Genomic DNA, 21,593 nt, shown 5'->3' with positions numbered 1-21,593 from the left:
TATCGCCGCTTAGTGTCCGTCGATAAACGCGATTTTAAGCACAAACAGTAATGCGACGATCACCACGCAGGGACTGATTTCACGCCAGCGCCCCGTGCCCAGCTTCATCACACAGTAAGCAATAAAGCCCAGCGCGATGCCTTCGGTGATTGAGAAGCTAAAGGGCATCATTGCTGCCGTAACGAACGCGGGGACGGCTTCCGTCAGATCGTCCCATTTCACCCGCGACAGGCTGGCCGTCATCAGTACGCCAACGTAGATCAGCGCGCCTGCTGCGGCATAAGCCGGAACCATGGCCGCCAGCGGCGACAAAAACGTCACCAGCAGGAACAGAAGACCGGTAACCACTGCCATCAGGCCGGTACGACCGCCTACGGCGACGCCAGAGGTACTTTCAATATAGGCCGTAACGGACGAGGTGCCCGCCAGTGCGCCGGTCACAGAACTTATACTGTCGACATACAGCGCCTGCTTCATCCGCGGAAAAGTACCCTTTTCATCGGCGAGTCCGGCTTTATCGGTAACACCAATGAGCGTACCGGACGAGTCAAACAGATTGACCAGCATAAAAGAGAAGATAATGCCGGCCATGCCAACATTAAATGCACCTGTAATATCGACCTGACCGACCACTGAGGTGATGGAAGGGGGCGCAGAGAATACGCCAACAAACTTAACGTCGCCCAGCATCCAGCCAATCGCCGTGGTGACGATCATCGAAATCAGCACGGCGGCGTGAATATTGCGTGACGCCAGAATAGCGATAATAAAGAAACCCAATGCGCCCAGCAGGACATGATGTGAGCTGAGATTACCCACAGTGACCAGCGTATCCGGGTTCGCCACAATGATGCCGGCGTTTTTTAGCCCCATCATCGCAATAAATAACCCAATGCCAGCGGTGATGCCGACGCGCAGGCTGAGCGGAATGTTGGCGATCATCCAGTAGCGGACGCGCAGCAGCGTCAGGATCAACAGTCCCAGCGCCCCCCAAAAGATTGCGCCCATTCCTACCTGCCATGAGTAGCCCATGGCCCCCACGACGACGAAAGCAAAAAAGGCATTGAGGCCCATCGCGGGTGCCAGCGCCACCGGCAGGTTAGCGAACAGGCCCATCAGAATGCTACCGAACGCGGCAATCAGACAGGTGGTCACAAACACCGCCTGGGTATTCATGCCTGCGACACCCAAAATCTGTGGGTTAACAAAGACGATGTAGACCATGGTCAAAAACGTGGTAATGCCTGCGATGACCTCGGTACGAACCGTTGTACCATGTTCCTGCAACTTAAATACGCGCTGAAAAAGGCCGTGTTTGTTCATGCCATTTATCCAGAAGAAAATTTCACCGGCGCGTATCCTGGCGATTTTGCCCCTGCAATACAATGATTTTTCGCAACCGATTGCCATTATCGCAATTCGACAGGGTTACGTTAAAGTGTAAGGGCACCCACATAAAAGGATTGAGTCAGATGTCAGCAGAATGCGTCTTTTTCGATTGCGATGGTACCCTGGTCGACAGTGAAGTACTGTGCACCCGCGCTTATGTCACCACGTTTGCCCGTTACGGTATTACGCTCTCCCTGCAGGAGATGTTTGAAAAGTATAAAGGGGTAAAACTGTATGACATTATCCGCGATGTCGCGGAATCGCACCGGATAACCTTACCGCTGGAGGAGGTTGAACCTGCCTACCGCAGCGAAGTGGCGCGATTATTTGATCTTGAACTGAAGCCGATCGCCGGGGCGAAGGCGCTGGTGGAGCAGATGAAGGTGCCGGTGTGTGTGGTATCCAACGGCACGGTCAAGAAGATGCAGCACTCGCTGGGCTTGACCGGCATGCTGCACTATTTTGCCGATCATCTTTACAGCGGTTACGACATTGGCCACTGGAAACCCGAGCCAGAACTCATGTTTCACGCCGCCCGGCACATGCAGGTCCCTGTTGAACGCTGTATTTTGGTGGATGACTCTGAAGCGGGCGCGCAGGCCGGTATCGCCGCCGGCATGCCGGTGTTCTATTACTGTGCCGATGCACATAACCCGGCGCTTGATCATCCACTGGTCACGGTGTTTACGGATATGGCCGCGTTGCCCGGGCTATGGCGCGCCCGGGGTTGGAATCTGACAACATAGCCCTCAGGTCACCCAGTGCCGTCTGTCTATCCGACTGAGTATCATCGCCAGGAGTAAACTGCCTGCCAGGGTGACTGTGAACACGGCAGGCAGATCCAGCCAGGGCCGCGTCATATCGTCATAGTGATTGGTGCGGATGAAATGAATAAACAGCGCGTGAAAACCGTAAATGGGCAGCGAGTAACGTGAAATCGTCGCTAAACCGGGCAAGGTTCGTTGATTAAAGGCATTTTTGAACACCAGCAGGGCGCTGATAGCCGCAATAAAAACCAGCGGTCCGCAGTAGAGATACCAGGTGTCGTTAAACGCGCCGTTGACGATTAGCGCCCGTTTGGTGCCAAGCATAATGCCGGTCACGCAGGCCAGGAAAGCCACCGCCGCGAGCGCAGTCACGCCGTGCCTGTCTGTTTCCATGGTTCCGATAGCCCGGCCTAACAGCGCGTAGAGCAGGTAGTAAATACTGTCTCCGCTCATATACAGGTTAATCGGCAACCAGTGGAATCGTCCCCATGACTGATCCATGGTATTGGGATTCGCCAGCACCACCAAAACCAACACCAGCAACGCGACGTAGCGCGGTCGTACGCTTTTTACCTGAATCAGTGGCGACAGCAGGTAAATGCCGATCAGCGCGAAGAAAAACCACAGATGGTAAAACACCGGCTTCTGCAGCATTTTTAAAATCGAGCGTCCTTCACCGATGGGCGTCAGCAGGCTGATATAGACCAGCGAGACGGCACTGTAAAACAGCAGGCACCCCACAAGCCGCCATAAATGACGTGGCTGCGCACTGCGCTCCCCAAAGAACAGGTAGCCGGAAATCATAAAAAACAGCGGCACACAGATGCGCGACGTCGAGTTGAACAGGTTGGCAACGTCCCACCAGTGACCTTTTATCGCCATCGGCCCGGCCAGATACCAGGTGGTAGTGTGGATGACGATGACCATCAGGCAGGCAATCGCCCGCAAATTATCTATCCAGTAAATCTTTTGCGACATGGTTTCCTCTGGCGCAGTGCGTCCCGGTGCAAAGCGTAGCCAGTCGCGTCGCAGTCAACAAGCGCGTTGACAGGGATTCAGAACCCTCTGTGCGCAAGATCGCATGAAAAAAGCCAAACGGCACAGGTTAATTTCGCCGTTCAGCGGCGCTTTGGTGCCGAACGGCGTCCTAAAATCTACGTTCGGGGCTGCACGGCAGGATTTCCGGCTGCACATCGCGCGGTCAAAGGGTATACTGTCGCACTCTTTTTTTATCTAGCCGAACCGCGTGCGAACTCATCATGCAAAAGTTTGATACCAAGACCTTTCAGGGCCTGATCCTGACATTGCAAGATTACTGGGCGCGCCAGGGCTGCACCATTGTTCAGCCACTGGACATGGAAGTGGGCGCTGGTACTTCACACCCAATGACCTGCCTGCGTGCACTTGGCCCGGAGCCGATTGCCGCTGCCTATGTGCAGCCGTCCCGCCGTCCTACCGACGGTCGCTACGGCGAAAACCCGAATCGCTTACAGCACTATTACCAGTTTCAGGTGATCATCAAGCCCTCGCCAGACAACATTCAGGAGCTGTACCTTGGGTCGCTGAAAGAGTTGGGTATGGATCCGACTGTGCACGATATTCGCTTTGTCGAAGACAACTGGGAAAACCCGACACTGGGCGCCTGGGGACTCGGCTGGGAAGTGTGGCTGAACGGCATGGAAGTGACGCAGTTTACCTATTTCCAGCAGGTCGGCGGCCTGGAGTGCAAACCGGTGACCGGCGAGATCACATATGGTCTCGAGCGCCTTGCCATGTACATTCAAGGCGTTGACAGCGTTTATGATCTGGTCTGGAGCGACGGTCCGCTAGGCAAAACGACCTACGGCGACGTGTTCCACCAGAACGAAGTCGAGCAGTCTACTTACAACTTCGAATACGCCGATGTGGATTTTCTCTTCACCTGTTTTGAACAGTATGAGAAAGAAGCGCAGCATTTGCTGGCGCTGGAAAAACCGCTGCCACTGCCTGCTTACGAGCGCATCCTGAAAGCCGCGCACAGCTTTAACCTGCTGGACGCGCGTAAAGCGATCTCGGTGACTGAACGTCAGCGCTACATTCTGCGTATTCGCACCCTGACCAAAGCCGTGGCTGAAGCCTATTACGCTTCTCGTGAAGCGCTGGGCTTCCCGATGTGCAATAACAAAAAGTAAGAGGCAGCCATGACTGAGAAAACGTTCCTGGTGGAAATCGGCACCGAAGAGCTGCCACCGAAAGCATTACGTAGCCTGGCGGAAGCCTTTGCGGCGCAGGTTACGGCCGAGCTGGATGCGGCCAATCTGAACCATGGCGAGGTGCTCTGGTTCGCCGCGCCGCGCCGCCTGGCGCTGAAAATCGCGAATCTGAGTGCCGCCCAACCTGACCGTGAAGTTGAAAAGCGCGGGCCTGCAGTAGCCGCAGCGTTTGATGCAGACGGCAACGCGACGAAAGCCGCAGAAGGCTGGGCGCGCGGTAATGGCATTACGGTTGATCAGGCTGAACGCCTGAGCACCGATAAAGGCGAATGGCTGGTTTATCGTGCCCAGGTTAAAGGTGAGGCCGCTCAGGCATTACTGCCGGGAATGATTGCCACGGCCCTGAGCAAACTGCCTGTGCCTAAACTGATGCGCTGGGGTAACAGCGACGTGCAGTTTGTGCGTCCGGTGCACACCGTTACCATGCTGCTCGGTGATGAACTGATCCCCGGTACGATTCTGGGCATTCAGTCAGACCGCGTTATTCGTGGTCATCGCTTTATGGGCGAAAGTGAAATCACGCTCGAGAACGCCGATCAGTATCCGGATGTGCTTGAAAAGCGCGGCCAGGTGATTGCCGACTATCAGGTCCGCAAAGCCATGATCAAAGCCGATGCGGAAGCCGCGGCACGTCGTTTAGGCGGCGTAGCCGACCTGAGTGACAGCCTGCTGGAAGAGGTAACGTCGCTGGTGGAATGGCCGGTTGTATTAACTGCCACCTTTGAGGAAAAATTCCTCAAAGTGCCTTCTGAAGCGCTGGTTTACACCATGAAGGGCGATCAGAAATACTTCCCGGTTTATGACGCCGCTGGCAACCTGCTGCCGAACTTCATTTTTGTGACCAACATTGAGTCCAGCGATCCGCAGCAGATCATTTCAGGTAATGAAAAGGTTGTTCGCCCGCGTCTGGCGGATGCCGAATTTTTCTTTAATACCGACCGCAAAAAACGCCTTGAAGATCATCTGCCACGCCTCGACACCGTGCTGTTCCAGAAAGAGCTGGGTTCGCTGCGTGACAAAACTGACCGCATTCAGGCTCTGGCAGGCTGGGTTGCGGCGCAGATGGGGGCGGATGTGAACCACGCGACGCGCGCAGGCTTGCTGTCGAAGTGTGACCTGATGACCAACATGGTGTTTGAGTTTACCGACACGCAAGGCGTGATGGGCATGCACTATGCGCGTCATGACGGCGAAGCCGAAGATGTTGCCGTGGCGCTGAACGAGCAGTATCAGCCGCGATTTGCGGGGGATGATTTGCCCTCCAGCCCGGTAGCCTGCGCTCTGGCGATCGCCGATAAGATGGACACCCTGGCCGGTATTTTCGGCATTGGTCAACATCCTAAAGGCGATAAAGATCCCTTTGCACTGCGTCGTGCCGCCCTTGGCGTACTGCGCATTATTGTAGAGAAAAATCTGCCGCTCGATCTGCAAACGCTGACGGAAGAAGCCGTACGCCTGTATGGCAGCAAGCTGAGCAATGCCAATGCGGTTAATGACGTCATCGACTTCATGCTGGGGCGCTTCCGCACCTGGTATCAGGAAGAAGGTCACAGCATTGATACATTGCAGGCGGTACTGGCACGTCGTCCGACCCGTCCGGCAGACTTTGATGCACGCATGAAGGCGGTATCACACTTCCGTACGCTGGATGAGGCTGCCGCACTGGCCGCTGCCAACAAGCGCGTCTCTAATATTCTGGCGAAATCGACCGAACCGCTGAATGACAGCGTGCAGGCGTCATTGTTGAAAGAGAACGAAGAAATCCAGCTGGCCACCTTTGTTACCGCCCTGAGCAGCAAACTGCAGCCTTACTTTGCAGAAGGTCGCTATCAGGATGCGTTAATTGAGCTGGCCCAACTGCGTGAAGCGGTAGATAACTTCTTTGACAAAGTCATGGTGAATGCAGAAGACCAGGCGGTGCGGATTAATCGTCTGACGCTGCTGTCGAAACTGCGCGAACTGTTCCTGCAGGTCGCCGATATTTCACTGCTGCAGTAACCCATGCAGAAGCGCTAAAAAAGGGACGAGAAATCGTCCCTTTTTTATTCAGTGTGTCCCGTCCTGAATAGCGTTGACACATTTTCCACTGGTTTTGAGGAGAATGTGATGAAACAGTATGTTAAACGCACTCAGCGGGATTACTCTCTGTCCTTTAAGCTGGCAGTCGTGGAGCAGGTTGAAAAAGGCGAGATGACTTACCGCCAGGCTCAGGAACGCTACGGCATCCAGGGATGTTCCACCGTGCTCATGTGGTTACGTAAATACGGTCATCTGGACTGGCAGTCATCCCGGCAGCGCACCACCCGTGGAGGAAACATGACAAAATCTCTTCCCCTCACACCTGAACAACGAATCAAAGAACTTGAGCAGCAACTGGCTGAATCCGAAGTTAAAGCGCAGTTTTTTGAAGCTGTCGTGAAGGTGATGAACACCGAATTCGGTGCCACACTCACAAAGAAGCAGTTAGCGTCCTTATCGCGAAAGCACAGACACAATCCCTGAAGCTGACTGTCGTCAGGGTCTGCCGGTATTTAAAGATAAGCCGTCAGGCCTGGTATCAGGGATGCCGGCGTGAAATGCTCAGGTCTGAAAAGGCACATCGCATTACTGAGGAAGTCAGACTTATCAGGTTACAGCAGCCCCGACTGGGTACCCGGAAACTGCAGCATATTCTTAACGAGCGGGAAGATGCCGCATTGCATATCGGGCGGGACAGTCTGTTCGCTGTGCTGCGGGAAGCCCGGTTACTGGTTCATCCGGCAAGGGCTTATCATAAAACAACGAACAGCCGTCATCATTTTTACAGGCATCCGAATCTGCTGAAAGCGGGGCCGGAGCAGACGGTTATCTCCGGTCCGGAGCAGGTATGGGTTGCCGACATCACCTGGCTTCCGGTAAGGACAGGTATGGCCTACATCAGTCTGGTAACGGACGCTTTCTCACGATGTCCCGTCCTGAATAGCGTTGAGATATTTTAGATTTTAAAAACAGTCAGTCAGGCCTGAATAGCACCGCTGCTGCGGCAGGTGATTTTATGCCGTCCGTCTTTTGAACGGGCATCCTTTTCACAACAGAGTGCAATAGCAGCGCATTTTTTCTTTCGTCAGCGTCAAGACGGCCATTTTTATCCGCAACCCGTTTCAGCACGCGTTGCGGAGATCACTGCTTGATGAATCAACCTCGCCCGGCGTTATCGGCCAGATAGCTCGCCTTAAAAGGTCCAGGTCACACCGGAAGAGAGCGTCCAGTAATACTGTTGATCCGTCATCGGACTGTCGCGAAGTGCGCCAGTGAGGAAGGTCACTTTGGGTTGCAGATAAATATGCAAAGGCGTAACAGGATGCCAGTCAAATGCCAAAGCAAGCCACGGCGTAACGCCCTGATGGTTCCAGGAAGATAATCCGCTGCGGGCAGATTCCTGTGCGTTCACACCATAGTAATAGCTTGCCTGTTGCTTATTAAGCCAGTCAACGCCGACCTGTGGATAAACATCTAGCTGCATGAAAGAGACCTGTCCCGCCCATGCGACCGTCCCCAGCACTCCCCGGCTTTCATTCAGCGTATCGGCAGACAGTTCGGTTCTGAAGGCACCCACAGGCGTTATTTTCTGGTAGCTAATGCCGCCCATCATGGTGCTGTGGCGAATACGTAACTGCCGCAGCGCCGAATCAGATGACTGACCGGGATCGAATTCGTTATCCAGATACCACCAGCGCGCTTTGAATTGCGTGGTGTCATCCTTGATGAAATACGCACCAACTTCGGTGCCATCAATGTAGACATGATTGTTGTCATAGCCCACATAAGGCAGGCCTGAATATTGGGTTTTGTACTGGTGATAAGGCGTAAAGTTCGCTTCGCCCTGTGCACCCAGGGTCAGCCCCTCAGCCCAGGCGTGCGTGATATTACCGACCAGGAGGCAACACAATGCCGTTCTGAAGAGTGATTGCATGATAGATATTTATCCGGTTTTCGTCTGCCTGAGGCGATGGACTGTCAGGTCTCACAGCCCGTAAAAGGAATGCGCGTAAATAACAACATTCAGCCTGCTTGATGTCGCCTTTTCCCCTGGTTTGCGGCCTGCGCGTGCCGTTCAGGCTCAGGAAAAGGCGATGGCAAAAGATATATCGGACTCGATGCCGCAATGCAAGATATGGCGATACTTATTGTCACGGGGTCATCGTCCGCTTATTTTCGCCATTACGGGTCATTCACGGGCTGCGGTGACTCAACATCAACCTGTTCTCAATCAGTTCTGATTTAAGCGGTCATTACCCTTTCGTTTATTGTGGGAATGTCGTGTTTTTTGTTAAGGTCCCGCTCCGCCAGATAGCCGTTAATTACCGTTACTTTGCCGTGAGTTAATCACGCCTTTTGTTATCTGTAGTAAAGCTGAATAAACGGTGTCTGGCGTAAATAGCCTGTTTTATTTCGAATGAAGAAGGGCTGAATACTATCGGGCTCACAGCATTTTTCTTGAAAGGATCACGCTGTCAGTCGCAGAGAATGAACAGGACGCGCGCGTCTGTATAGAGACTACACGCAGCCTGCCTTGTTATATCAGGACAGTTTTATGAAGAAGATTATTATTTCCACTCTTTTCCTCGCCTTACTGAGTGATGCGGTGCCAGCACTGGCGACGCAAACCCTGTCAGTAGGCTATGCGCAGAGTAAAGTGGAAGATTTTAAAAATATGCCCGGTGTAAATCTGCAATATCGCTATGAGTGGGATTCACCGGTTAGCGTGCTTGCTTCTTTCACCACACTGGAGAACAGTGAAGACAGCAACCGTTCTTTTTTCTCGCTAAATACGTCCGATCATGTCAGCGCAGAATATTATTCTTTGCTGGCGGGCCCGGCATATCGTCTGAATAACATGGTGAGTCTTTACGCGCTTGCGGGTTTTTCCCATACCGCCATGCGCCGTCATTATAACGGTTATGATAATCAGGGAATGCCTCAGCATATTGATTTTTCAGACAGCACTACTGCGTTTGCTTACGGTGCCGGCATTATCATTAATCCGGTTGATTATCTGTCTGTTACGCTAGGTTATGAAGGTTCCCGAACCCGGGTTGAAGATGAGCCGCGCGCAGTTAATGGTATTAACATCGGTGTGGGTTACCGTTTCTGATTACACCTTTAGTTCGACCGCCAGCACTGCAAACCAGCTGTGCATCGCATCATGCGCGAACTGCACCTTATGGTATTCAGAAGACAGGTAATGCAGAAAATGCGCACTGTGTAATCCTTTCGAACAGCCTGTCAGCCCTGCTACCGTCATCAGGGCTGATCATCTGCTTCGCCCATCAGGATGCGGGTGGCGCAGTACGGGCGAAACTTTCGCGCTGAAACAGATTTTCTGCCAGTTTGACTAAGGCCGGGCGTTCAACACACCAGTTTGGCACGACGCGACGAAAATTCAGATAGCCAATCATGCAGCCCGTGGCAATATCTGCCAGGTTAAGCGTGCCATTGTTAATCCATTTTCCTTCCGTCACGTAGCCTTCCAGGCTGTCCAGCCCACGCTGAATCTTCTCGCGATGGCGCAGCAAAACCTCTTCAGACTGCATATCGCCAGGCCGCAACTGCTCACGCACAATCACCAGCGCTGCATCACTGATGCCATCAGCCAGCTTCTCTAACTGACGAACCTTCAGTGACTCAAGTGGGTCACCCGGCAGCAGAGCAGGAACCTGACTGCGCTGTTCCAGGTACTCAGCAATGATGCTGGAATCAAACCAGGTCTGCTGATCCTCAGTGACCAGCGCAGGGACTTTCCCTAACGGATTGTATTGCGGAACATGGCTGTCGTCGCTGTAGGGCGAAGCATTGACGAATTCAAACATCATGCCTTTTTCCAGCATAATGATGGAGATCTTTCGTACAAAAGGGCTGGTATAGCTGCCAATCAGTTTCATTGCGTGACTCCGGTTGAGCGGGGTTTCTTCAGCAAAAAACTATTCACCGGGAAACATAAAGGGATTCAGACTGCTTCGTGCAAAGCCTTCCTGCTCCATGCGGGCATCCAGCACCAATGAGGCGAGATCGTCCGCAACGGGTTCCATTGCCGGGTTCTTCTCCTGATACAACATTTTCAGGTAGCTACCGCAATCACCACAGCTTTCAGCTTTAACCGCCGCATGTTCACTGTCCAGCGACCAGTAGTGAAGATCGCGGGATTGCTCACAGTTGGTGCATTTGCTCCGCACCACGTACCACTCACTTTCGCACAGGTTGCAATGCAGGTAACGCGCCCCTTCATGTGAGCCCATGTGCACCATGCTGGCAACCGGCATGCTGTTGCACACCGGGCAGAACTGGCGCTGGTTGCCCATCTCCCCCTGAGCTTTGCCGGGAATTAAGGCCGCCATTTGCGCCCAGTAGATCGACAGTGCAGCCCAGATAAAAGGTGCTTTGTCACTGCTGACCTGAGCATATTCGCCCGCAAAGAGCGCGCTGGCCATCGTTTCCAGCTCAGTGGCAGAGGCTTTTTCCAGGTTCTCCAGTACCGCCAGTGCCTGGCCGCTCATCTCGGGCTTGAGCTCGGCAATCAGCGAATGCAGCAGGCGGTGCCAGTGTGTGTCCCGCGGTAAGGTATGAATATCCAGTGGCGGCTTAGCTGCCTGATTGCTTTGCACCAGACGCGCGTGCAGATTCATCTGCAGGGGATGGTCGTACAGGACAATTTCCTGTGCCTGTGCTATCACCGCGGCAAAGCGTAAATAATCCCCAAGGGGATTTTTAGCAGCCAGGTCGCGCAGTCGCGCAGCACGACGGCTATATAAATTTTTCAGCCGGGGAAAAAGTAACGGCGGAATCGTCTCCGCTGGGTTTTTTTCGCTCTTCTCCAACTGATCTTGCGGGATAATGCGGATGCTCATAGAAGGCATTTTCCTGTTTTGTTGGCTGATTACGCTACTCACGACACCAGCAAGGATAGGGTTCTCGGTACTCACGCGCGCCATATTGACGTGCGCGCTCTTGCCCGTTTGCTCTTTCTGTTCTCGCAGCTTGTCACGCCAGCTGCTGACATCAAAGCAATCATATTTGTGAGTCAGGAGACCGCGGCACGGCTGGATGCCACGATCCGACCCGACAGGCTGATCATAGCAGCCCAAATCCTGTCCTTCTGTGTGAAATGCATTTTTTCCCTGACTGACTGCGCGTGAACCGGATGATTGAACATCGACTTGCATAACGGATGCCATGCCATCAGGGAGCAATTTCACGCTTTATGCTCTCGGGGTGACATGCGCTTGTTGCCGCCTTTGACCCGGTTCAGAATAGGCACTATTCAGGATAGCGGAATACTATTACCTTTTAATCCATGCGGAATTAGCCAGGATCAGAACAAAGTGAATAAAAACAAAGCGAGATGTGATGCTGGTGTAAGCGAGCTGGATGGTCTGCGTGAAACTCAGGTGTGGCAACGTGACGATTTACACCATTCCCAGGCTGACTGGTTAGCAGAAGAGGTGCCGGTGGCGCTGGTTTACAATGGCATTTCTCACGTCGTGATGATGACGACGCCCAAAGACCTGGAGGCTTTTGCCATCGGTTTTTCTCTCTCAGAGGGCATTATTGACGCCCCGACAGATATTTTTGGTATGGATGTCGTCGCGGGTTGCAGTGGTATTGAGGTGCAGATTGAGCTATCCAGCCGCCGTTTTATGGCGTTGAAGGCGCATCGGCGCGCTCTGGCAGGGCGAACGGGCTGCGGCGTTTGTGGCGTGGAGCAACTGGACCAGATTGGTAAGCCGCTTACGCCGCTGCCATTCACTCAGCGCTTCACGTTAGCGCACCTTGACCGCGCGCTGGGGCAACTGAAGCATTTTCAGCCCGTGGGGCAAAAAACGGGCTGCACTCATGCTGCCGCCTGGATACAGCCTGAAGGTGAGCTTATTCACGGCTGCGAGGATGTGGGCCGTCATGTCGCGCTCGACAAGCTGTTGGGCTATCGCAGTCAGGCCACGTGGGGCGACGGTGCTCTGCTGGTTTCCAGCCGCGCCAGCTATGAAATGGTGCAGAAATCAGCAATGTGTGGCGTTGAAATTCTGTTTGCCGTTTCCGCAGCAACCCGACTGGCCGTAGAGGTTGCAGAACGCTGTAACCTTACCCTGGTGGGGTTCAGTAAGCCGGGCCGTGCAACCATTTACAGCCATCCACAGCGGCTCATATAAATCCTGTTCTGTGCAGATGCGTTGCGCGCAGAACCAATGAGTGCGGCGACACGCGCCTGCTGATCAGCCGCCGCATCGGCCATTTTGCGGGCAGCATAAAACTTAAAATTGCGCAGTCTTTGCATGTTTTTTCAAAACCTTATGTTTAATAGGGCATTGATTACGCTTTTACCGATCATGAATTTAACTATAATGATACGACTGCTTACGCGGCACGTGCCGACATTGTCGTGCTGCTCAAACACTAAATGGAGAGGAAGAACATGAGTTATTCACTGCCATCCCTGCCTTACGCTTACGACGCACTGGAACCGCACTTTGACAAGCAGACGATGGAAATCCATCACACCAAACATCATCAGACCTATGTCAACAACGCCAATGCGGCGCTGGAAGGCACTGAATTTGCTGATCTGCCTGTTGATGAACTGATCACGAAACTGGATCAGCTGCCAGCAGACAAAAAAGGCCCGCTGCGTAATAACGCAGGTGGTCATGCTAACCACAGTCTGTTCTGGAAAGGCCTGAAAACGGGCACAACGCTTCAGGGTGAGCTGAAGGCGGCGATTGAGAAAGATTTTGGTAGCGTTGAAAAATTCCAGGAAGAGTTTGAGAAAGCGGCGGCAACCCGTTTCGGTTCTGGTTGGGCCTGGCTGGTTAAAAAAGGTGACAAACTGGCCGTGGTTTCGACCGCTAACCAGGACAACCCACTGATGGGTGAGGCTATCGCTGGCGTTTCAGGTTATCCGATCATCGGTCTGGATGTGTGGGAACACGCATACTACCTGAAGTACCAAAACAAGCGTCCAGATTACATTAAAGCATTCTGGAACGTGGTTAACTGGGACGAAGCGGCAGCCCGCTTTGCCTCCGCTAAGTAAGCGATAACCACACGAGTCTCAACCGGCAGAATCTGTTCTGCCGGTTTTTTTTCGCCTGAACGTCACGTTTTCTCTCTTCGCCGTTGGCATGATGCCACTACGATTGCCGATTGCCGATTGCCGATTGCCGATTGCCGATTGCCGGTGCAGTTTTCCGTTGCAGGCGGGCTGCCTGCAAATCGCCGCAATAGAAAAGTCCCTTGCGATAAATCAGTTAAACCATTTTTAAACGAAGCGTAAGTTGACCCCGTTAAGTTTTTAACAATTTGAGTCATTAACCTGTCGTTGATGCCGGTCGTTTTATCATCAATGCCACGATCAGACTAATAAGAACTTACACCATGTCCATTTACACTACACACGATCCGGTTGCCGATTCGTATGCCTCTTTATTTTTTCAATTAATCAGCGGAAAGTACGTACCCAATAAAATCTGGCTGAGTCGTCGTTTTCGTCTCAAATTTGCCTTAAGGACGCTGATTGCACCCATTACCACGTTGCGCTATTTACAGCAGCTCTCTGAGTTACCCAGAATTTCGCAATTAATGCGCGTACAGGGTTTATTACCCGCTAAGTTACATCGCCCTTATCTGCACGCCGGAATGCGCGTAGCAGCACGTGCGCAGGCTATTCTTGATCACTACCATTTGCTGAGTAATCTGGAAAACATGTCACTCCGTCAGATCCTGCAAAGCGGTGAAGAGAATGTTCTGGCCAGACTGTCGGGCAAAAATAACGAAGAATTCGTCATTGCCTGTAGTGCGGGCTATTACGATCGCGAGGGGGAAGTCACCTTAGTGCTGCGTTATCAGGATGAAGGCATCGCGTCTCTGACATTTACGATCTTAAATGAGGAAAACGCACGGACTTTATTAATCGGTGGTTTACAGGGGCCGCGTAAAAGCATCAGTAATGATGTTATTCGCGATGCAACCAAAGCGGCGCATGGCTTATTTCCTAAACGCTTACTGATGGAAGTCGTGTTTATTTTAGCGCAGCAATGCGGCGTCCGAAAAATAGCTGCGGTAGGAGATAAGACGCATGTTTTTCGTAGCCTGCGTTATCGCCAGAGTAAAGGGGATAAATTCCATGCCAGCTACAGTGAATTTTGGCTGACGGTTAACGGGCAAGAACGTGCAGATGGCCTCTTTATCCTGCCGCTGACGTTGCCGCGTAAAACACTGGAGGACATTGCCAGCAAGAAGCGTGCAGAGTACCGTCGTCGTTATACGCTGCTGGATTCGCTGGCAGAGCAGGTAGGAACTGCTACTGGCCAGCAAAATAGCGAACAGGCCGCCGCCTGACCCCGATATTAAAAGGCGCTTTTCGCAAATCCGGTCATGACGTCAAGACCCATTTCTCGTCCCAGCGCGGTCATTGGATGTACTACCACCAGGCCGCGCACGCTTTTCTTCAATGCGCCTAAATTTGCCTGCTCTTTTTTGGTAATCGCCCGGCTAAACGGTAGCTTTTGCAGTTTCTGCGCTTCCAGACTCAGTTTAACCTCGCGCTGACTGCGAAGACGCTCGATTTCAGTCACCAGCGTTTCTTTCTCTTTCAGTAGCGCACCCAGCTTTTCAGCATCACCGGATTCAAGCAACTGAGGTTCTTTACGATTCAGGGCGTCCAGTTGATCGCTGAGGCGTTTAATTTCGTTCTTTTCTTGCTCTTTCATGACAACAACTCGTTGAGGAAAACAGGCTAAGGATACACCAAATTTAACGTAGATTCTCGGTGGTTAGCGCGAAAAGGGGAGCCGTCAGGCTCCCGGCAGGATTTAGCTGGCTGACTTCTTAAAAGCCTGTTTCAGGCTGATGCGGGAAATCAGTTCGGTGAGTGACAGGACCATGGTGGAGCGCACCATTTGCAGATAACGCTGCTGCTGCATAGCCTGCAGTGCAGCATCCTCAGCATGTAACGCGGGCACCGGCGGCCAGGCCGCTACGCAGTGTAACTCACCAAACGGCCCCAGGATTTCATCGTCGGTAAAGCGGTAATCGCCTGCATCGTGATTGAGTTCTTCGCGCAGGGCCAGAAGTAACTCGCAGTCTTCATATTCATGCCGGCTAATAACGCCAAGACCATAAATCAGCTTGAGCCGGACAGAGAGTTCCCCTAACGGGCCATCGCCCAGCAACAGGGGCTCCACGGCGTATTTCACCGCGTAGTCATCTTTGCGGAATACTTGCAGTACCAACAAATTGACAGCTTCAGCTAACAGCTCGACGGCGGCGAACAAAAAGCTTCTCACCGAGCGTCCAGCGTTCAGGCGTTCAAGCACCCGGTTTTCAAAAGCCTGCTTCTCTTCCATTATCGCCTGCGTCAATGTAGTGCTGCTGTCGAGGGCCCGTTCATCGCCCCCGATCTGGGTCGCTAACATGGGCCTGTTATGCCATGGCGTGCCAGGCACTCACGGCCTCTTTGATAATTTCACTCTCAGGATCGAGTCCTGAAACCTGCGCCAGGGTCGCCTGTGGGCCTTTTTCTGCCAGTAGCGTAGCCAGCTCCTGCGCCTGGGGATCCTGATCGCTGCGGTAATGCATGGCAGCCGCAATCCCCTGCACCAGGTTCGCGTGTGGCAGACCGTATTCCAGCGTGCCCAGGGTCGGTTTAATCAGGCGATCGCCCGCGCTCAGCTTGCGAAGTGGCTGGCGGCCTACGCGCTCAACGTCGTCTTTCAGATACGGATTTTCAAAGCGACCAAGAATTTTTTGAATATAGGCAGCATGTTTATCCGCTTCAAAACCATAACGCCTGATGAGCACCGCGCCGCTTTCTTCCATCGCACCCTGAACGACAGCACGAATTTTACCATCGAGGATCGCATCGCGAATAGTCTGGTGACCCGCCAACTGCCCCAGGTAGGCCGTAATAGCATGACCGGTATTCAGTGTGAAAAGTTTACGTTCCACAAATGCCATCAGGTTATCTGTCAGTTCCATGCCCGGAATAGTAGGCAGCTCGCCTTTAAACTGGGTTTTATCCACAATCCATTCGCTGAAGGTTTCGACCGTGACTTCCAGCAGATCCTGGCTGCCTGCTTCAGAAGGCGGAACGATACGGTCTACCGCTGAATCCACAAAGCCGACATGTTGTTCAAGCCAGACATGATACTCAAAGGGCAGCGCTTGCAGTACATGTTGTTTTAACTGACTGGTGCCGCGCACCATGTTTTCACAGGCGATAATATTTAACGGCCGAACATTGCCGTTATCACTGCGTTTGGCCAGACCTTTTGCCACGCTGGCAGCAATGCGCTCAAGGATTTGCGGACCAACGGCAGTGGTAACGAGATCGACGTCAGCGACCAGTTCGATAATCTCGTCGCTGGTACTGTTAACGGCGCTAACGCCCTTAACCACTTCAACTTTGGCCTGTTCACCCACGACGTGGACGGGATATTCATGACGTGCATTAAGGGCATCCAGCACTGCCTGATTGACATCTGCAAAAATCAGTTCAATACCGGCATCTGCCAGGAGTTTGCCAATAAAACCGCGACCAATGTTGCCTGCTCCGAAATGTAACGCTTTCATAAAATTGACCCATATCAAATGACGATGGGGCGGGCATGTCCGCCCCAAAAAAGTGGGACGGGCACAACCGCCCCAGGGAAAATGTCGAACCGGATTATGCTACAGCGGGCTTGCCTGATAACAGATCCAGAACATCCTGTACGCTCTCAGTGTGCGCCAGTTTTTCAATGACCTGATCATCATCCAGCGCGTTCGTCAGGCTGGTGATCACCTGAATATGTTCGTTATTGCGGGCAGCAATACCAATCACCAGACGCGCCACTTCATCAGGTTCCTCGCCAAACTGTACGCCGGCAGGATACTGACAGAAAACCACGCCCGTTTTCAGTACACGATCTTTCGCTTCAACGGTACCGTGTGGCACGGCAATCGACTCGCCAAGATAAGTCGGGGTCAGCTTTTCGCGCTCCAGCATGGCATCAATGTATTCAGGTTCTACGTAGCCGCCTTTGACCAACTGCTCACCGGCGAAGCGAATCGCCTGCTCTTTATTGCTGGCACTTAGTCCCAGGAAAACGTTGCTGTGACCGAGCTTAAACAGGTTGGCATGGCTGTTATCGTAGCTGTCACCCAGCGTCTTCTGTACGGCTTCACGGTTGGCTTCACTGCGATTAGCCGCGACCAGGCGCTCTGTCAGCGTGCTGTAGAGCGCACTGTCCAGGAAGTTGTTTAAGGAAATATGCTGAGCATGGGGTGCCTGACGGATAGCCCGCTCAGTTAAATCGCGATGGGTAATCACCAAATCAACATCGCCCGGTAACGCATTAATGGCGCTGTTGGTCACCGAGATATTACTCAGCCCGGCATCATGGACTTTCTTACGCAGCACACCTGCGCCCATTGCACTCGACCCCATGCCCGCATCGCAGGCAACAATGATTTTGCGCACATGGTCCAGGTCAACGCTCATCGCATCACTGGCAACCGGGGCACCTGCCAGACTCTGTCCTTTCGACTGCGCTTTCATGTCGTGCATACGTTGCGTCGCGGCTTCGATATCGTCATCTTCTTTCACTTTGCTCGTTTTCAACAAAATGGCAGAAATAACAAAAGACACGGCAAAAGCAGCAAAGATGGCAGCAATATTGGCGAAGTAAGCGCCTTTTGGCGTCATCGCTAATACCGCTAAAATTGAACCGGGTGAAGCAGGCGAGACCAGGCCACCGTGCAGCACGGTCAAGGTGAATACGCCGGTCATACCGCCCAGGATCACCGCCAGCAGCAGACGCGGTGCCATCAGCACATAAGGGAAGTAGATTTCGTGGATACCGCCAAGGAAGTGGATAATCGCTGCACCGCCAGCAGACTGCTTAGCACTGCCCCGACCAAAGAACATATAGGCCATCAGTACGCCCATACCCGGACCTGGGTTTGCTTCGATCAGGAAGAAAATCGATTTGCCTGCTTCGCTCGCCTGCTGAATACCCAGCGGCGAGAAAATGCCGTGGTTAATCGCATTGTTGAGGAACAGGATTTTTGCGGGTTCAACAAAGATCGACGTCAATGGCAGCAGGTTGTTCTGCACCATCAGGTTAACGCCCGTGGCAAGAATGTGTGACAGGCCTTCAACCAGTGGACCAATCGCCATAAATGCCAGGATGGCTAACAACATACCGATGATACCGGCAGAGAAGTTGTTCACCAGCATTTCAAAGCCGCTTTTGATTTTACCGTCAACCATACGGTCAAAGGATTTAATCGCCCAGCCGCCAAGCGGACCCGCAATCATTGAGCCGAGGAACATTGGCATATCGGCACCGACAATCACGCCCATGGTTGTGATTGCGCCTACGACACCACCGCGATCGCCACCGACTAAACGTCCGCCGGTAAAGCCGATCAGTAATGGCAGCAGGTAGGTGATCATCGGGGCGACCAGCTTCGCCAGCGTTGCGTTAGGAATCCAGCCTGTTGGAATAAACAGCGCGGTGATAATACCCCAGGCGATAAATGCGCCAATATTAGGCATCACCATATTACTCAAAAAGCGACCAAAGCTTTGTACTTTGACCTTTACTGATGAGGACATAAGCCCACCCCTTGTTGAGACGCGCTGCAACAGGAGCGCGCGTTTGTTTTTGTTTAGCCACTACGGCGATAAACCGTCAGTATTACTGTATGCAGGCGGACTTTATCACGCGAATATGGGGCTGCGTAGTACAGGCAGTTTGATGTGATCTTAATCACGTTTATGGTGGGGTGGTAGGGGGATGTTTAGTGATACATATCACAAAAACAGGCTATTTCCGGCCTGGACTGAACAAATTTACACCGCTAACAATGGATTTTAGTGATGCTAATCACATTTATAGCCCGTGGCTTTGTTTGATAAATGAGATATAGATCACAAAGTAATTTGATGAAAAACGGCCCTGATCACACTTTGATCAGGGCCGTTTAAATAAATGATCTTTATTAAATGATGTTCAGATCAGCCAGGCAGAACAGGGGTTACCGAAGCGATGTTTATTGCACATTCCCCTGAACGGCATTTTTAGCCTGCGTCAGCGCCTGCACATTGGCAGATAAGCTGTTCATCAGGTCATTATATTGTGTTGCCTGTTCCTGAGTCGGGAACTGAACGCCACCGTTATTGAAACTGACTCGGGTGCCCTGAGCCTGTAAAAACTCACCGGTTTGCACCGCATCCTGGCTGAGTGCCTGAAGTTTGGGTAACAGCGGGATAAGCTGACTGGCGGGCTGCGAGACGACTTTATCGTAAGCGGTGTCGAAGACTTTCTTCAGATCGTCCGTTTGTTTAAGCGCGGCTTTGCTTTTATCTGCCTGCATTTTGGCGCTTTCCAGCTGCTGCGTGGCTACCGTTAATGCGCTGTTAGCCTGAGCAAGAGAGTCGCGGCGGCTCAGATAGTCTTGCGGCACGTGGATTGCTGAAAGTTCATCCACTACCGGGCGCATGCCCTGATCTACCGCTTTGTTAGCCTGCTGCGAGAAGCCATACAGAATGGCGTAATCCCCTGCGAAAGGACCAAAACTTTGTTTCTGGTTTTCGCTCAGGCTGGGCAGATGCTCGCCGCTACGCATAACGGTATTTTGCAGGAAATCGATAAACGCTTTGCGCTGGTCGCCCTCTTTGTCACCACATGCGGTGAGCTGCAATACGAGAAGCACGCCAGTCAGCAAAATGCCGCCGCGTGCCAGAATACGGGAAATTCCTGAAGCCATGATGTCAACTCCTGTCGGTAAAGCTGGCTGATGTCCGGAAAAGCAGTGGCCTAAAGAATAGAACAAACGTGAACTGCCACACAATGTGAAAGCGCTGTGTAAGGCCATTACCTGCAAGAAAGTTTGCTTGCAGCGGGTTTATAAGGCCATTTGAGACTTCAGTTACCCGAGGCCGGGAGCTGAATGAGGATAACAGCGCCATTACGCCGCGACGAAGACGGGCTGCTGTATGGACTGGCGCGCCAGCATTGACGTGGAGCACCTGCAAACTGAGCCGGAATGGGCCATAAATACATGGTCTGAATAATTAACACCAGCTTAAGTTTTAAAGCGAAGCACGTGCGCGGTGTGGTGCATTACCGTTAAATCTTCATTAACGAGTTGCCCTAAAATTGTTCACTTGCATTAAAGTGGTGCGGGCGGTGCCATGTGCTTGCGTCTGGCATGAACGGCACAAATTATCTTAGCCGCTATAATCGTAACGTCACATTGCCCTCCGAAGATAGTGTTGATCACCCATTCAGCGCGGCTCTTGCTCGCACTATCAGGCCCGGTAAGCGTTTGCTCAGTATCAGTGGGCGGGATCGAAGATGGCTGGCAGTGAACTGCCGCATTTCTTTGTATAAAAAATGAAAGCCTGGCGCATATTTTGCAATCATTATGAGTGACAGGCACGGTTTTCGGTGTGCGTTGAGGCGGAAAAGGTTAGCAAGGACAAAAAAGCGATCTGTACTTTTCATGTACCGCGTGGCAACAAAATCAATGGCTTCAACTGGTTAGGTTGTGTAACCATTTTTCAGAATTGTAAAGTTAAAAAAAATGTTTAATTTGCACTGCAAATTGTCAGGTATCTATCCATAATTAGTCTCCCGGCATTTGTTGCATTGTTTTGACATGTTTAACAGCGATGCAGGTCAGGCTGTGTCCCATAAGGGTTTTCTTACAATAAAAACAAACTCTTAAGGGATGCAGCTTGCTTAATCCGGTTTCTGAGCCTGATTTCAGGTTCTTGTACCTTCTTTCACGTGATTCATAGTGAGTTTTTAAGGAGTTCTCTATGGAATTAAAAGACCCAATGTTTGAATTGCTCAGCAGCCTTGAGCAGATTGTTTTGACACGTGATAACAGCCCTGTGGCGCTGCAAGCTCAGCGTCAACCCGCGATGCCAGAGCCGCAGCGTTTACGCGAAATGGCAGGAATGCAGGTTGACGAGTTTGCCAGGATCATGGGCGTTAGCGTTTCTTCGGTTAAAAGTTGGGAAGCACAGCGTACGCGCCCTTCCGCAACGGCACGGAAATTGATGAAATTACTTCACGCCAATCCTTACCTTGGGCGTCAGTTACTCGATTAAGTCATTAAGTATTAAAGCGTTATCCCGGCTATTGTTGAAGCCGGTCACATG

The 21,593-nt window shown here is 52.3% G+C and carries 18 protein-coding genes and 1 pseudogene; 9 read left to right on the top strand and 10 right to left on the bottom strand.

The window, feature by feature from the left end; translation table 11 throughout:
* Nucleotides 1-9: 9 nt before the first annotated feature.
* On the bottom strand, nt 10-1,323 hold the full coding sequence (locus tag QNH99_RS21325) for an NCS2 family permease (protein WP_145394564.1): 1,314 nt from the start codon (nt 1,321-1,323) through the stop codon (nt 10-12).
* 149 nt (nt 1,324-1,472) lie between these two features.
* On the opposite strand from QNH99_RS21325, the gene yieH reads away from it, so the two are divergent.
* Complete coding sequence (gene yieH / locus QNH99_RS21320) at nt 1,473-2,135, top strand: 6-phosphogluconate phosphatase (RefSeq protein WP_241568119.1); 663 nt, start codon at nt 1,473-1,475, stop codon at nt 2,133-2,135.
* A gap of 3 nt (nt 2,136-2,138) precedes the next feature.
* Here the strand turns inward: yieH and QNH99_RS21315 are convergent, their stop codons facing one another.
* Entirely contained in the window at nt 2,139-3,134 is a 996-nt protein-coding gene (locus QNH99_RS21315; RefSeq protein ID WP_410517168.1) for an acyltransferase, read from the bottom strand.
* A gap of 281 nt (nt 3,135-3,415) precedes the next feature.
* Between QNH99_RS21315 and glyQ the strand changes: the two genes are divergently transcribed.
* The 3 genes and pseudogenes from glyQ to QNH99_RS21300 all read left to right on the top strand — a co-directional run.
* Nucleotides 3,416-4,327 carry a glycine--tRNA ligase subunit alpha gene (glyQ, locus tag QNH99_RS21310; RefSeq protein ID WP_031375581.1) on the top strand — a complete coding sequence of 304 codons (912 nt, stop codon included), beginning with the start codon at nt 3,416-3,418 and terminating at the stop codon, nt 4,325-4,327.
* A 9-nt stretch (nt 4,328-4,336) separates the two neighbouring features.
* Entirely contained in the window at nt 4,337-6,406 is a 2,070-nt protein-coding gene (gene glyS, locus QNH99_RS21305) for a glycine--tRNA ligase subunit beta (RefSeq protein ID WP_063877837.1), read from the top strand.
* 108 nt (nt 6,407-6,514) lie between these two features.
* Nucleotides 6,515-7,353, top strand: a pseudogene (locus QNH99_RS21300) (IS3 family transposase); the annotation flags it as partial.
* A gap of 266 nt (nt 7,354-7,619) precedes the next feature.
* Here the strand turns inward: QNH99_RS21300 and QNH99_RS21295 are convergent.
* Entirely contained in the window at nt 7,620-8,360 is a 741-nt protein-coding gene (locus QNH99_RS21295; protein WP_063877838.1) for a MipA/OmpV family protein, read from the bottom strand.
* A gap of 621 nt (nt 8,361-8,981) precedes the next feature.
* Between QNH99_RS21295 and QNH99_RS21290 the strand changes: the two genes are divergently transcribed.
* Complete coding sequence (locus tag QNH99_RS21290; RefSeq protein ID WP_410517167.1) at nt 8,982-9,542, top strand: Ail/Lom family outer membrane beta-barrel protein; 561 nt, start codon at nt 8,982-8,984, stop codon at nt 9,540-9,542.
* Between the two features lie 175 nt (nt 9,543-9,717).
* On the opposite strand, the gene QNH99_RS21285 is transcribed toward QNH99_RS21290, so the two are convergent.
* The gene (locus tag QNH99_RS21285; RefSeq protein WP_172898141.1) at nt 9,718-10,329 is read right to left on the bottom strand and encodes a glutathione S-transferase; all 612 of its coding nucleotides are present in this window, start codon (nt 10,327-10,329) and stop codon (nt 9,718-9,720) included.
* A gap of 39 nt (nt 10,330-10,368) precedes the next feature.
* On the bottom strand, nt 10,369-11,292 hold the full coding sequence (gene fdhE / locus QNH99_RS21280; protein ID WP_410517697.1) for a formate dehydrogenase accessory protein FdhE: 924 nt from the start codon (nt 11,290-11,292) through the stop codon (nt 10,369-10,371).
* A 474-nt stretch (nt 11,293-11,766) separates the two neighbouring features.
* Between fdhE and fdhD the strand changes: the two genes are divergently transcribed.
* The 3 genes from fdhD to QNH99_RS21265 all read left to right on the top strand — a co-directional run bounded on the left by fdhD (nt 11,767) and on the right by QNH99_RS21265 (nt 14,776).
* Nucleotides 11,767-12,591, top strand: coding sequence for a formate dehydrogenase accessory sulfurtransferase FdhD (gene fdhD / locus QNH99_RS21275; RefSeq protein WP_410517166.1), 825 nt, complete (start codon nt 11,767-11,769; stop codon nt 12,589-12,591).
* A gap of 263 nt (nt 12,592-12,854) precedes the next feature.
* A complete protein-coding gene (gene sodA / locus QNH99_RS21270; RefSeq protein ID WP_006121393.1) occupies nt 12,855-13,472 on the top strand; it encodes a superoxide dismutase [Mn] in 618 nt (205 codons plus the stop codon).
* A 341-nt stretch (nt 13,473-13,813) separates the two neighbouring features.
* Nucleotides 13,814-14,776: a VirK/YbjX family protein gene (locus QNH99_RS21265; RefSeq protein WP_410517165.1), complete on the top strand. Its 963-nt coding sequence runs from the start codon at nt 13,814-13,816 to the stop codon at nt 14,774-14,776.
* A gap of 8 nt (nt 14,777-14,784) precedes the next feature.
* Here QNH99_RS21265 and QNH99_RS21260 read toward each other — a convergent pair whose 3' ends face one another.
* The 5 genes from QNH99_RS21260 to QNH99_RS21240 form a co-directional block, all read right to left on the bottom strand.
* On the bottom strand, nt 14,785-15,147 hold the full coding sequence (locus QNH99_RS21260; RefSeq protein WP_063877845.1) for a YibL family ribosome-associated protein: 363 nt from the start codon (nt 15,145-15,147) through the stop codon (nt 14,785-14,787).
* 102 nt (nt 15,148-15,249) lie between these two features.
* Complete coding sequence (locus tag QNH99_RS21255) at nt 15,250-15,852, bottom strand: MltR family transcriptional regulator (RefSeq protein ID WP_074180985.1); 603 nt, start codon at nt 15,850-15,852, stop codon at nt 15,250-15,252.
* 7 nt (nt 15,853-15,859) lie between these two features.
* Entirely contained in the window at nt 15,860-17,008 is a 1,149-nt protein-coding gene (gene mtlD / locus QNH99_RS21250; RefSeq protein ID WP_109717918.1) for a mannitol-1-phosphate 5-dehydrogenase, read from the bottom strand.
* 94 nt (nt 17,009-17,102) lie between these two features.
* Nucleotides 17,103-19,037 carry a PTS mannitol transporter subunit IICBA gene (locus QNH99_RS21245; RefSeq protein ID WP_063877848.1) on the bottom strand — a complete coding sequence of 645 codons (1,935 nt, stop codon included), beginning with the start codon at nt 19,035-19,037 and terminating at the stop codon, nt 17,103-17,105.
* A 437-nt stretch (nt 19,038-19,474) separates the two neighbouring features.
* Complete coding sequence (locus QNH99_RS21240; protein ID WP_063877849.1) at nt 19,475-20,191, bottom strand: DUF3053 domain-containing protein; 717 nt, start codon at nt 20,189-20,191, stop codon at nt 19,475-19,477.
* A 1,057-nt stretch (nt 20,192-21,248) separates the two neighbouring features.
* Between QNH99_RS21240 and QNH99_RS21235 the strand changes: the two genes are divergently transcribed.
* Nucleotides 21,249-21,542 (top strand): HTH-type transcriptional regulator, encoded by a 294-nt coding sequence (locus QNH99_RS21235; RefSeq protein ID WP_063877850.1) that lies wholly within the window; start codon nt 21,249-21,251, stop codon nt 21,540-21,542.
* Nucleotides 21,543-21,593: the final 51 nt, after the last annotated feature.

This window comes from Pantoea allii, assembly GCF_046529425.1.
GTDB lineage: Bacteria > Pseudomonadota > Gammaproteobacteria > Enterobacterales > Enterobacteriaceae > Pantoea > Pantoea allii.
Note: the sequence above shows the minus strand (reverse complement) of the source record. Positions and strands in the feature narration are given on the sequence as shown.